Raw genomic sequence first — 12,560 nt, 5'->3', positions numbered from 1 at the left:
CGGGCATGAGGTTATTCGGTTCCGGGGCGGAACGGCAATGCATCGGCGTTCACACTCCCGGGTGGTGCCAGGTCGAAGGCGGCCGACAGCAATTGCCGCGTGTAGTCTTCGCGCGGCGCGGCGAAGATGTCGGCGGCGAGACCATGCTCGACCACCTGCCCGTTGCGCATGACGATGAGGCGATGGGCCAGTGCCCGCACCACGCGCAGGTCATGGCTGATGAACAGATAGCTCAATTGCCGGCGCTGCTGGATGGCTCGCAACAGGTCGATCACCTGCGCCTGGATGGAGACGTCCAGCGCCGAGGTCGGTTCGTCCAGCACCAGGAAATCGGGTTCGAGCACCAGCGCGCGGGCAATGGCGATCCGCTGCCGCTGGCCGCCGGAGAACTCGTGTGGATAGCGGCCGGCCGTTTCAACATCGAGGCCGACTTCGCGCAGGGCGGCAGCGACCTTTTCGGTGCGCTCGGGCGGGGTGAGGCGAGGCATGTGCACGCGCAGCCCCTCCTCGACGATCTCGCCGACCGACATGCGCGGGCTGAGTGACCCGAAGGGGTCCTGGAAAACGATCTGCATGTGCTTGCGCAGGGGCCGCAGGGCGCGCCAGGAGCGCGATTGCACCTCGTTGCCCAGCACGACAATACGTCCCCTGGACGGAATGAGCCGCAGCACGGCATAGCCCAGAGACGACTTGCCCGAGCCGCTTTCGCCCACCACCCCGAGGGTTTCGCCCTTGCGGACGGCCAGGTCGACCCCGTCTACCGCGCGGATGTACCCGACGGTGCGGCGGAGCAGGCCGCGCCTGATCGGAAACCAGACCTTGAGGTCCCTGGTTTCGACGATCGTGGGCGCATCGGGGGCGGGCAGAAGCGGTTCACCGCGCGGGGCGGCGGCAAGCAGATGTTTCGTATAGGCGTGGCGAGGCGCGGCGAAGATGGTTTCCACCGGTCCGCTCTCCACGATTTCGCCCTGGGTCATGACGCAGACGCGGTCGGCAATGCGGCGGACAATCGAGAGGTCGTGAGTAATGAACAGCATGGCCATGCCATGCTGGCGCTGCAGGGACTTGAGCAGGTCGAGGATCTGCGCCTGCACCGTCACGTCCAGCGCTGTGGTCGGCTCGTCGGCAATGAGCAGCTTCGGATCGTTGGCGATCGCCATGGCGATCATCACGCGCTGGCGCTGCCCGCCTGAGAGCTGGTGCGGATAATCCTCGAGACGCGAAGCCGGGTCGGGGATGCCGACCGCATCGAGCAGTTCCAGGGTACGGGCGCGGGCGGCGTTGCGCCTGAGACCCTGGTGCAGGACCAGTACTTCGGCGATCTGGCGGCCGATGGTGTGGACCGGGTTGAGCGAACTCATCGGCTCCTGGAAGATCATGCCGACGCGATTGCCGCGTATGGCGCGCAGGGTTGCATCGTCGGCGCCGGCCAGGTTGTCCCCCTCGAACAGGATTTCGCCATCGAGATGGGCACTGGGCGGCAGGAGGCGCAGCGTCGACAGGGCCGTCATCGATTTGCCGGAACCGCTCTCGCCCACCAGCGCCAGCGTTTCGCCCGGCGCAATGTCGAACGACACATCCCGCGCCGCCTCGAAGGCGCCAAAGCTGATGGTCAGGTCGCGTACCGAGAGCAGGGGCGCGGTCAAGTCGATAGCCAGTGTTGGATAGTCTTCAGGGTTGCGTCGTCTGGCCGGACGATCTGGGTCGATGTCTTGCCATGTTGCCAGACACCTTCGCGGAAAGCCCCGGCGCGGTAGCTGTCGACCAGCCCCGCATCTGCTGTCAGGAGGTGCGGGCAGTCCGCGCCAAGTGCGGTCGCCACGTGAATGGCGTCGGGCAGCTTCAATCGCGTATAGGTGGCGCGCAAGCTCGCCGCCGCCCACAGGATGCCACGGGAAACTGGGATCACCGAAAGCCAGCCACTTGTGGTGAGCGCGTTCTCATAGCCCTGTTCCTGCCGTACGTCGCCGTTGCGGATAGGGTGAACCAGGCTTTCGGCGAGAGTGAGCTCGCTGGTCACGAAAGGCGGCTCGGTCTCGACGCCGACCAGGCCGATCATCTCCAGAAGTGGCATGGCAATGCGGGGATCAGTGTCGCCGCCCAGCGCCGCGATGAGAATATTGCTGTCCAGGTAGATGCGGCTGAAGGGCAAGTCAGTCGTCCCACTCGTCGCGCAATGCCCTGACGTCGGAAACGATGTCCTCCATCGTCCGCTTCTGGTTCGGATGTTGGGCCCGCAGCTTCCGGATGGCTGCGGCCGTTTCGGTGCCGGATGGCAGTCCTGTGCCAGCCCGCTTTTCAGGTTCGGCAACGGTTATTTCGACGGTGACTTCGGCGGCCTCCGGGACCAGCCGTCGCAAGTCCTCGGGTAGCTTTTCGACCGGGTAATGCTCACGCACGATCTTGTTCATCGTTCGCCTCCTTCGGCCGTCACCATATCACACATCATCGGAACGTCTTTCTGGGATCGAAAGCGTCGCGGATGGCTTCGCCGATGAAGACGAGCAGCGTCATCATGATGGCGACGGTGAAGAAGCCGGTCAGGGCCAGCCAGGGAGCCTCCAGGCTCGATTTGCCCTCGGCGAGCAGGCGCCCCAGCGAGGGTGCAGTTACCGGTAGGCCGAAGCCGAGGAAATCCAATGAGGTCAGGGTCGCCACCGAGCCCGAGAGAATGAAGGGCATGAAGGTCAGCGTCGCGACCATGGCATTGGGCAGGAGGTGCCGCCACATGATGATGCGGTTGGAGACGCCGAGGGCGCGGGCGGCGTTGACATATTCGAGATTGCGGGCGCGCAGGAATTCGGCCCGCACGATGCCAACGAGGGTCACCCAGGAGAACAGCAGGAGGATGCCCAGCAGCACCCAGAAGCTGGGGGCAATGACCGAGGAGATGATCAGCAGCAGGTAGAGCGAGGGAACCGAAGTCCAGATTTCGATGAGCCGCTGGCCGACAAGGTCGATCCAGCCGCCGAAATAGCCCTGAATGGCGCCGGCGCCCACGCCGATGATCGAGGAGAGGATGGTCAGGGCCAGGCCGAACAAGATGGAAATGCGGAAACCGTGGATCAGGCGGGCCAGCACGTCGCGGCCGCCGGCGTCGCTGCCCAACCAGTGATAATTGCCCCAGTTGCAGTTGGGGTCGTCCACGCCCTGGGGATAGCGCTGGCAGATCTGGTCACGGGTCAGCAGCCAGCTGGGCGGGTTGGCGCCGGGAAAGGCGATATAGGTGTCGACCGTGTTGTGGTTGAAGCGCACGGGCGGCCACAGCATCCAGCCATGGGCCTCGATTTCGTCGGCGATGAAGGGGTCGCGGAAATTGGTGGTGGCGAGAAAGCCGCCGAACCTGGCCTCGGGATAGTCGACAAAGGCCGGGACCATCAGCTCGCCCTGGTACATGACCAGGATCGGCCGGTCATTGGCGACGAACTCGGCGCCCAGCGTCACCACGAACAGCACCAGAAATATCCAGAAGCTCCACCAGCCGCGGCGATTGGAGCGAAAATTGGCGAGGCGCCGCTGGTTGAGCGGGGAGAGGCGCGAAGGCCTGGACATCGGTTCGGCCAGTTTGGTCTCGCTCATGCCTTGCGGCCCTCGAAGTCGAGGCGCGGATCGACCCACATGTAAGCGAGATCCGAGATCAGCCCGATGACCAGGCCAAGCAGGGAAAAGATATAGAGCGTGGCAAAGACCACCGGATAGTCGCGATTGACGGCCGATTCATAAGAGAGAAGCCCCAGCCCATCGAGCGCAAAGATCGTTTCGATCAGCAGCGAGCCCCCGAAGAACACGCCGAGAAAGGCGCCGGGGAAGCCGGCAATGATCAGCATCATGGCGTTGCGGAAGACGTGACCATAGAGCACCTGATGCTCGGTCAGGCCCTTGGCGCGGGCGGTGACGACATATTGCTTGCCGATCTCGTCGAGGAAGGAGTTCTTGGTCAGCAGGGTTCCCGTGGCAAAGGCCCCCAGGCTCATGGCGGTGATGGGCAGGACCAGGTGCCAGAAATAGTCCAAAATCTGCTGCCACCACGGAAAGGTCGACCAGCCCGTCGAGGTGAGGCCGCGCAGCGGGAAGATCGACCAGAATGAGCCGCCGGCAAACAGGACGACCAGTGCAATGGCGACGAGAAAGCCGGGCACGGCATAGCCGACGATGATCACCGTCGAGGTCCAGACGTCGAAGCGCGACCCGTCGCGGATCGCCTTGGCAATGCCCAGGGGGATGCAGACGCCATAGGAGATCAGCGTCATCCAGAGGCCCAGCGAGATCGAAACCGGCATTTTTTCGAGCACCAGGTCGATGACCGAGGCATCGCGGTAATAGCTTTCGCCAAAGTCGAAGCGCAGATAATTGCCCAGCATCGAGAAGAAGCGCTCGAGCGGGGGCTTGTCGAAGCCGAACTGCTTTTCGATCCGCGCCACCAGTTCGGGCGGCAGGCCCTGGCTGCCGCGATAGCCCGAACCTTGCTTGCCGCCCTGTCCGGGCTGGCCGGAAAAGTCGCCCGCCTGGCTGCCGGTGATGCGCTCGGTGATGCTGGCATTCTGGCCCGAAAGGTTGGCCAGCGCCTGCTCCACCGGGCCGCCCGGCGCAAACTGGGTGATGAGAAACGACACGGCCATGATACCGAACACGGTCGGGATCATCAGCAAGAGGCGGCGAAGGATATAGGCGCCCATTCCTGCTCCGGCGACATGAAAGACCGGTCCCCATGGTGACCAGCGCCGACGCTCGGGCAAATCACCATGCAGTGACGGATTTCTCCCAATGCAACATTTCGATGACGCCTTGGCAAGCCGTGCGACCCCAGCGGCCGCGAGGTGCGGTCGCCGCAGGCCCTTGCCCGGCTTGGCGCACTCGGCCACCATGGGCCCAACACGGAGCCCAAAATGAAATTCGCCCCCATCATCCAGGTCAAGAACCAGTCCGTTGCCCGCGTGCTGATCGTGGCGCTCAGGGCGCATGGCTTTCATCCGCTGGATCCGCGCGAGGGCGGCTTGCCCGGCGTACCCAACCTGTTCGGTCCGGAGGGATTTGTCGTGGAGGTGCCAGAGGACGAAGTGGCCGATGCCACTGCGTTGGCCGAAGACCTGCTGCGGGACATGGAGGGATCGACGCCCTGATCACCAGGTGTCGCCAGGCGCGCAATCGCCTGATTGCGCGAGATTGCCTAAATCGGCCACATTGGTGTGAGAGGCGGATTGATGCGGGTCGGGCAATTGAACCGGGTGGAGGCTTTGGGTATAAGCCGCCACAAGTGTTAATATGCATTAAGCCAACGCGGCAGGAGTGATCAATGCAGGATTGGAAGCGCGGCGCTTCATCCGTTATCGGCCTTGCGGCCCTCGCCCTTCTGGCGGCGGCCTGTTCCCCGTCAAGCCGGACCAACACCGCCAATCTCAATGTCGTGGGCCAGCCCCAGCAGTTGCAGCCGGTGCAGAATTCCACCGTGCAGCAGACGACGCTGCCGGCCATTGGTGCCACCGGCACGCCGGCGCCAGGCCTCAGCGGCCAGCCGGTCCTGGGCGGCCAGACCACGACCACTGCCAGCGCCACCACCCCCGTGGCGGGCACGGGTGCCGGCTCGATCACCACTGTGGGCGCACCGCTGACGACCGGGGTGTCGACCGGCCCGGAAGGTGCCTGGAACGTGGTGGCTGCGGGCCAGACCTGTCGCCTCAACCTGCCGCTCACCGCCAAGACCGGCACCAATTACTACCGCGCCTCGGCGCCGGGCTGCACCGTGCCGCAGATCGCTTCGGTCACTGGCTGGCAGCAGGTGGGTAGCCAGCTCCAGCTCTATGATGAAAACGGCAATATCGCCGCTTTCCTCGCCCCCTCGGGCGGCCGCTATATCGGCACCATGGGCGGCGGCCAGGCCGTCTCGATGGCCCGCTAAAGTCTTTGAAGGCCGGTCCGATTGGGCCGGCTTTTTCCTTCCACGGACGGCTGCCTCATCCACAATTCCGCCCTCGGGCTTGTATCGACGATATCTGATTAAGTTGTCCCGGGAGGCGGTCGCAGCCGCACTCCCGGGTTGACAGCGACCGTCCTCGGACAGGCCTTATCGGCCGAGGTTAAGCAGGGTCCTGTCGGCTCTTCCCTAAACCCGAACAGTTGTGAGGGCAGTTGCCCGCATCACAAGCCAGGGAGAGGCGAGAGAGATGATATCAGAAGCCATCGTCGCGGGCATCGACGTTTCCAAGGATCGGCTGGACGTGCATGTCCTGCCCGGCGCCCAGGTGCTGAGTGTGGACCATGCCCCCAAAGGGCTGGCACGGCTGGTCGGGCTGCTGCGCCGTCTGGGCGTGCAGCGGATCGGGTTGGAAGCCTCGGGCGGTTATGAGCGCGCGGCACTGGACGTGCTCGCACAAGCCGGGTTTGCGGTCTGTCTGGTTCCACCCGCCCGCGTGCGGGCTCTGGCCCACGCCCTGGGTCGCCATGCCAAGACCGATCCAATCGATGCCAGGATGATCGCCTGTTATGTGCAACTGGCGCCCGGCCAGCACGACTATCAACGCGACCCGGCGCGCCAGCGGCTGGACGAGCTGGCCGGCCTGCGCCGGCAATTGATTGCCGAACGCAACAAGCTCGTTTCCCGGCTCGATATCGCTACCGACACGATGGTGCGACGCATGCTGGCCCGCATGCACACCATGGTCGGGGGCCACATTGCCCGGCTCGATGCCGAGATCGCCAGCCATATCCGCGCAACCCACCTCAAGGCGCGCTATGAGATCCTGCTCGCTGTGGCGGGTGTCGGCCCGGTTCTGGCCGCTACCTTGCTCTGCGATCTGCCCGAGCTGGGCCATGCCACGCCCAAACAGCTCGCCAGCCTGGTCGGGGTGGCCCCGCATGCAAGGCAATCGGGGCGAACGGCACGTCCCGGCCGATGCAGCGGCGGACGCGCCAGTGTCAGAAACGTCCTCTATATGGCAACCCTGAGCGCCCTGAAGGCCCGCAGTCCTGCACTCCGAACCTTCTATGACCGCCTCAGGGCCAACGGCAAACCCTTCAAGGTCGCCATCAACGCCGCAATGAGAAAGTTCATCACAATCCTCAGTGCCATCGTCAAACAATCGACAGTTGCTTGACCCGGGGGCCGCTCTCGACGCAATGGGTGTGGCGACTGGCCCTCGGGTCAGGCCCGAGGGCGGCTCCGGATCAGTTCATGTCTTCAAGTACCTCCGCACGAAACGGTCCCGTCCTGGCCGCTTATCACGACCTCGTCGCCCGCGGCGCGCTGACGCCCGACCCGGCACAGGTGGAAGCGGCCGGGCAACTCGACCGGGTCCTTCACGATCTGGTCGCCCGCAAGCCCAAACGGGTCTTCGGCTTTTTTGAAAAGCCGGCCCATGGCGCGCGCGGGCTCTATCTCCATGGCGAGGTAGGGCGCGGCAAGACCATGCTGATGGACCTGTTCTTTGCCGCCGTGCCGTTCGCGGCGAAGCGGCGGGTGCATTTCCATGAATTCATGGACGAGGTGCATGCCGATATTTCCGCATTCCGGAAATCTCCCCGCGGCAAGGATGACGATGCCGATCCGATCGAGGCGGTGGTCAAGCCCATTCTCAAATCCGGTCTGCGACTGCTCTGCCTTGATGAATTCCACGTGCATGACATCACCAATGCCATGCTGCTCGACCGGCTGTTCTCCAAGCTGTTTGCGGGTGGAGTGACGCTCGTGGCCACGTCAAATGTGGTGCCGGACGGGCTCTACAAGGACGGGCTCAACCGGCAGTTGTTCCTGCCGTTCATCGCACTCCTCAAGGAAAAGACCGTGGTGGCGGGCCTGCCCTCGGAGCAGGACTATCGACGCCTGAAATTTGCCGGACAGCATGTCTTCGCGTTCGGTACGGGACCCGAGGTGCGGGACGCCATGGACCAGATGTGGCTGCGCATCACCGGCGGGGAGCCGGGGGCGCCCGCCGTGGTCGAGAGCATCGGGCGCAAGATCCATGTGCCGCTGGCATCAATGGGCGCGGCGCGTTTCGGTTTTTCGGACCTCTGCGAGAAGCCTTTGGGCACGCGCGATTTCGTGCGGATCGCCCATCAATTCGACTCTCTGGTGATCGATGGCGTGCCGCAAATGGACCGGACGAAGTCCGATGCGGCCAAGCGCTTCATCCTGCTCATCGACTCGCTTTACGACCGCGGGGTGAAGCTGGCCGCAAGCTTCGCCGTGCCGCTCGAACAGCTGGGCGCCGACGACAAGACCGCGTTCGAGTTCCAGCGGACCCTGTCGCGCCTCACCGAGATGCAGTCGGAGGAGTATCTGGCCAAGGGCCTGCGCGATGCGGCCCCGTCCGACGCTGAGTAATCGTTTGGCCAATGCCTAAAAGGCATACCCCTATCGCCCATGAGCAAGGCCGTTTCTCCGTTTACGACGAAGGGTTCACTTGCCCGTATGTCCTGACAGGGTTAAGACGTGCGCCAATTCAACGCAGTCCGGGATGAGGATTTATGGCGCGCAAGAAGATTGCCCTTATCGGTGCAGGTCAGATCGGCGGGACGCTGGCCCTGCTGTCGGCCCAGAAGGAACTCGGTGACGTCGTGCTGTTCGACGTGGTCGATGGTGTCGGCCCCGGCAAGGCGCTCGACATCGCCCAGTCGGCGGTCACCCAGTCCTTCGACGTCAAGATGAAGGGCACGTCCGAATACAAGGACATCGAGGGTGCCGATGTGGTGATCGTCACTGCCGGCGTGCCGCGCAAGCCGGGCATGAGCCGCGACGACCTGCTCGAAATCAACCTCAAGGTGATGGAGCAGGTGGGCGCGGGCATTTCCAAATATGCCCCCAATGCCTTCGTCATCTGCATCACCAACCCGCTCGATGCCATGGTCTGGGCGCTGCAGAAGTTCTCCGGCCTGCCCGCCAATAAGGTGATTGGCATGGCCGGCGTGCTCGATAGCTCGCGCTTCTGCCACTTCATCGCCGATGAGCTGGGTGTTTCGATCGAGGACGTCAATGCCTTCGTGCTGGGCGGCCATGGCGATACCATGGTGCCGCTGGCCCGCTACTCGACCGTGGCCGGCATTCCGCTCACCGACATCGTCAAGATGGGCTGGATGAGCAAGGAAAAGCTCGACGAGATCATCCAGCGCACCCGTGACGGCGGCGCCGAGATTGTGGGTCTCTTGAAGACCGGTTCGGCCTTCTATGCCCCCGCAGCGTCCGCCATTGCCATGGCCGAGAGCTATCTCAAGGACAAGAAGCGCGTGCTGCCCTCCGCAGTGCAGCTCAATGGCGAATATGGCGTCAAGGGCACCTATGTCGGCGTGCCGGTCGTCATCGGCGCCGGTGGCGCGGAAAAGGTCGTCGAGATCGCGCTCAACTCTGCCGAGCAAAAGGCGTTCGACAAGTCGGTCGGTGCCGTGGAAGGCCTGATCGAGGCGTGCAAGAAGATCGCGCCGAAGCTGGCGTAACAAGACAAGCCGCTGGCGCCGCCAGCGGCTTTTGGCTTTCCGGCTCCAGAAATGCCGGATGAATGTCTGCCCACCCAAGGGGAAAACGATGAATATCCATGAACACCAGGCCAAGGCGCTGCTGAAGGAATATGGCGCGCCGGTTGCCCAGGGCGTTGCCATTTTCTCGGCTGACGAAGCGGAGGCCGCTGCCAAGGCGCTGCCCGGCCCGCTCTATGTGGTCAAGAGCCAGATCCATGCCGGCGGCCGCGGCAAGGGCAAGTTCAAGGAACTGGGTCCCGATGCCAAGGGCGGCGTGCGCCTCGCCAAGTCGGTCGAAGACGTCATCGCCAATGCCCGCGAAATGCTCGGCAATACGCTGGTGACCAAGCAGACCGGCCCCGCCGGCAAGCAGGTCAACCGCCTCTATATCGAGGATGGTGCCGATATCGCCCGCGAGCTCTACTGTTCGCTGCTGGTCGATCGCGCCACCTCGCGCGTCTCCTTCGTGGTCTCCACCGAAGGCGGCATGGATATCGAGGCCGTGGCCGAGCACACGCCTGAAAAGATCATCACCGTCGCCATCGACCCGATGGCCGGCGTCACCGATGCCGATGTGGCAAAGATCAATTCTGCCCTGGGGCTCGATGGCGCGGCAGCCGAGGACGGCAAGAGCCTGTTCCCGATCCTCTACAAGGCCTTCACCGAAAAGGACATGAGCCTGCTCGAAGTGAACCCGCTGATCGTCATGACCAATGGCCATCTGCGCGTGCTCGATGCCAAGGTCTCGTTCGACAATAACGCGTCCTTCCGCCACGAAGAGCTCAAGCCGCTCCGCGACCTGACCGAGGAAGACGCCAAGGAAATCGAAGCGTCCAAGTACGACCTCGCTTATGTGGCGCTCGACGGCAATATCGGCTGCATGGTCAATGGTGCGGGCCTGGCCATGTCCACCATGGACATTATCAAGCTCTATGGCGCCGAGCCGGCCAACTTCCTCGACGTTGGCGGCGGTGCCTCCAAGGAGAAGGTGACTGCGGCCTTCAAGATCATCACCGCCGATCCGGCCGTGAAGGGTATCCTGGTCAATATCTTCGGCGGCATCATGCGCTGCGACGTCATTGCCGAAGGCGTGATTGCCGCGGTCAAGGAAGTCGGCCTCAAGGTGCCGCTGGTGGTTCGTCTCGAAGGCACCCGCGTCAAGGAAGGCAAGGAAATCCTCGACAATTCCGGCCTCGACGTCATTTCCGCCGATGATCTGGACGACGCGGCCCAGAAGATCGTCAAGGCGGTGCAGGGCTAGGCCGATGCGCAAGGCTCTCGCCCTTCTCCTGGGTCTGGCGCTGGCTGTCCAGCCCGCCCTGGCTCAGGGAAAGACCAAGTCGTCCCCGGCCGATGAGGCCGTGGCGGCTCTGGAAGTGTGCGAGACCTTTGCGCAAGGCGACGTCCTGGCAGTTGATGCCGCGATCGAGGCGGGTTGGGATGCCTATGAGCAGGACTCCGAGAGCCCGTTCATTCGCTCCTATTCCGCCAGCCGTGACATTCCCGGCATCGGCTGGGGCGACCTGTTCGTCCTGGTCGAAAGCTATCCCGAAACCACCCTTGGCTATTGCCGGCTCGACGTGGCCGAACCCAGGGGGAAGGGGGCAGCTGCCATCGAGGCCCTGGCCGGTCTCGACCGCTACCGGGGCGATGTCACCAGCGAGAGCGGCGGCACCTACGCCAGCCTCATGGGCACGGACGACGACAATACCCTGCTGATCACCCATTGGGATGAGGTCGGCTTTGTCATCCAGCTCACCATCATCACGCCGAAAGCCGCTTCGGGCGGACAGTAAACCTCCCGCTTTGCAGCGGGCATGAATGTGGGCCCTAGCGCCCAAGACGGAAGAGAAACAGATGTCCATTCTCGTCAACAAAGACACCAAGGTTCTTGTGCAGGGGCTGACCGGCAAGACCGGTACTTTCCACACCGAGCAGGCCCTGGCCTATTTCGGCACCAAGATGGTCGGCGGCACGCACCCCAAGAAGGGTGGCGAGGTCTGGTCCTCGGGTGTCGACGGCACCGAATTGCCGATCTTTGCCTCGGTTGCCGAGGGCAAGGAGAAGACCGGTGCCAATGCCTCGGTCATCTATGTGCCGCCTCCGGGTGCCGCCGCTGCCATCGAGGAAGCCATCGATGCGGAAATCCCGCTGATCGTCTGCATCACCGAAGGCGTGCCGGTCATGGACATGGTCCGTGTCAAGGCCAAGCTGGAAAAGAGCAAGTCGCGCCTGATCGGGCCGAACTGCCCCGGTGTGCTGACCCCCGAAGAATGCAAGATCGGCATCATGCCGGGCTCCATCTTCTCCAAGGGTTCGGTCGGTATTGTTTCGCGCTCCGGCACGCTTACCTATGAAGCCGTGTTCCAGACCACCAATGAGGGCCTCGGCCAGACCACCGCTGTCGGCATTGGCGGCGACCCGGTCAAGGGCACCGAGTTCATCGACGTGCTCGAGATGTTCCTGGCCGACGAGGCCACCAAGTCGATCATCATGATCGGCGAGATCGGCGGTTCGGCCGAGGAAGAAGCGGCCCAGTTCCTCATCGACGAGGCCAAGCGCGGCCGCAAGAAGCCGATGGCCGGCTTCATCGCAGGCCGCACCGCCCCTCCTGGCCGCACCATGGGCCATGCCGGCGCCGTGATTTCCGGTGGCAAGGGTGGCGCGGAAGAAAAGATCGCGGCCATGGAAGCGGCCGGGATCAAGGTTTCGGCTTCCCCGGCGCGCATCGGCGCGACGCTGGCGGAAGTGCTCCGCGGCTGATCGCGGCCCCACCCACGGTGCCGTCCTCGGGCTTGACCCGAGGACCTGCTGTGACAGGGTACGAGATGGAGATTGGCCCTCGGGTCTGGCCCGAGGGCGGCATGGAGTGTCTGGGGGATTTAATCCCCGATATTGCGGCCAATGTCGGTCGCGCTTCGGTCACGGTTCGGTGTTAACCGGGACCCAATTGTTGGGAGACTGTACGGTATATGGCAGTGACGCCGGAACCGGGCAGGACTTCAATCGAGCCGCGGCCCTGCTCAGGGGCCGTTACACTTAACAGGATACTAAGGATAAGCGGTCAGTATCCGCTCAAAATCAGGGACCGCATGAAACCGGCCTGGCCGGTTCGT

Annotated in this window: 13 protein-coding genes; 8 read left to right on the top strand and 5 right to left on the bottom strand. The window is 63.7% G+C overall.

All coding sequences use genetic code 11. The features are described from left to right. Positions 1–11: 11 nt before the first annotated feature. From K1X15_RS15175 to K1X15_RS15155, 5 genes are read right to left on the bottom strand one after another with little or no spacing between them, the layout of a single operon-like run. Positions 12–1,646, bottom strand: a complete 1,635-nt coding sequence (locus K1X15_RS15175; RefSeq protein ID WP_220304450.1) for an ABC transporter ATP-binding protein — start codon at positions 1,644–1,646, stop codon at positions 12–14. After that, on the bottom strand, positions 1,643–2,152 hold the full coding sequence (locus tag K1X15_RS15170) for a type II toxin-antitoxin system VapC family toxin (protein ID WP_220304449.1): 510 nt from the start codon (positions 2,150–2,152) through the stop codon (positions 1,643–1,645). Before K1X15_RS15170 ends, K1X15_RS15175 begins: the two co-directional genes overlap by 4 nt. Position 2,153: 1 nt before the next feature. Further along, positions 2,154–2,411 carry a hypothetical protein gene (locus K1X15_RS15165; RefSeq protein ID WP_220304448.1) on the bottom strand — a complete coding sequence of 86 codons (258 nt, stop codon included), beginning with the start codon at positions 2,409–2,411 and terminating at the stop codon, positions 2,154–2,156. 34 nt (positions 2,412–2,445) lie between these two features. Then, positions 2,446–3,579: an ABC transporter permease gene (locus K1X15_RS15160; protein WP_220304447.1), complete on the bottom strand. Its 1,134-nt coding sequence runs from the start codon at positions 3,577–3,579 to the stop codon at positions 2,446–2,448. Beyond that, entirely contained in the window at positions 3,576–4,676 is a 1,101-nt protein-coding gene (locus tag K1X15_RS15155; RefSeq protein WP_220304446.1) for a microcin C ABC transporter permease YejB, read from the bottom strand. The genes K1X15_RS15160 and K1X15_RS15155 overlap by 4 nt, the downstream gene beginning before the upstream one ends. Before the next feature lie 210 nt (positions 4,677–4,886). On the opposite strand from K1X15_RS15155, the gene K1X15_RS15150 reads away from it, so the two are divergent. The 8 genes from K1X15_RS15150 (at position 4,887) to sucD (ending at position 12,207) form a co-directional block, all read left to right on the top strand. Then, the gene (locus tag K1X15_RS15150; protein ID WP_220304445.1) at positions 4,887–5,120 is read left to right on the top strand and encodes a hypothetical protein; all 234 of its coding nucleotides are present in this window, start codon (positions 4,887–4,889) and stop codon (positions 5,118–5,120) included. A 173-nt stretch (positions 5,121–5,293) separates the two neighbouring features. Beyond that, entirely contained in the window at positions 5,294–5,896 is a 603-nt protein-coding gene (locus K1X15_RS15145; RefSeq protein ID WP_220304444.1) for an AprI/Inh family metalloprotease inhibitor, read from the top strand. Between the two features lie 265 nt (positions 5,897–6,161). Next, positions 6,162–7,091, top strand: a complete 930-nt coding sequence (locus K1X15_RS15140) for an IS110 family RNA-guided transposase (protein WP_220303849.1) — start codon at positions 6,162–6,164, stop codon at positions 7,089–7,091. A 77-nt stretch (positions 7,092–7,168) separates the two neighbouring features. Beyond that, a complete protein-coding gene (zapE, locus tag K1X15_RS15135) occupies positions 7,169–8,317 on the top strand; it encodes a cell division protein ZapE (RefSeq protein WP_220304443.1) in 1,149 nt (382 codons plus the stop codon). 143 nt (positions 8,318–8,460) lie between these two features. Beyond that, a complete protein-coding gene (gene mdh, locus K1X15_RS15130; protein ID WP_220304442.1) occupies positions 8,461–9,423 on the top strand; it encodes a malate dehydrogenase in 963 nt (320 codons plus the stop codon). Positions 9,424–9,511: 88 nt separating this feature from the next. Continuing rightward, the gene (gene sucC, locus K1X15_RS15125) at positions 9,512–10,705 is read left to right on the top strand and encodes an ADP-forming succinate--CoA ligase subunit beta (RefSeq protein ID WP_220304441.1); all 1,194 of its coding nucleotides are present in this window, start codon (positions 9,512–9,514) and stop codon (positions 10,703–10,705) included. A 4-nt stretch (positions 10,706–10,709) separates the two neighbouring features. Next, complete coding sequence (locus K1X15_RS15120; protein ID WP_220304440.1) at positions 10,710–11,240, top strand: hypothetical protein; 531 nt, start codon at positions 10,710–10,712, stop codon at positions 11,238–11,240. Positions 11,241–11,301: 61 nt separating this feature from the next. After that, positions 11,302–12,207: a succinate--CoA ligase subunit alpha gene (gene sucD, locus K1X15_RS15115; protein WP_220304439.1), complete on the top strand. Its 906-nt coding sequence runs from the start codon at positions 11,302–11,304 to the stop codon at positions 12,205–12,207. Positions 12,208–12,560: the final 353 nt, after the last annotated feature.

It is taken from the genome of Devosia salina, assembly GCF_019504385.1.
GTDB classification, from domain to species: Bacteria; Pseudomonadota; Alphaproteobacteria; order Rhizobiales; family Devosiaceae; genus Devosia; species Devosia salina.
This window is presented reverse-complemented; position numbering and strand designations above follow the sequence as displayed.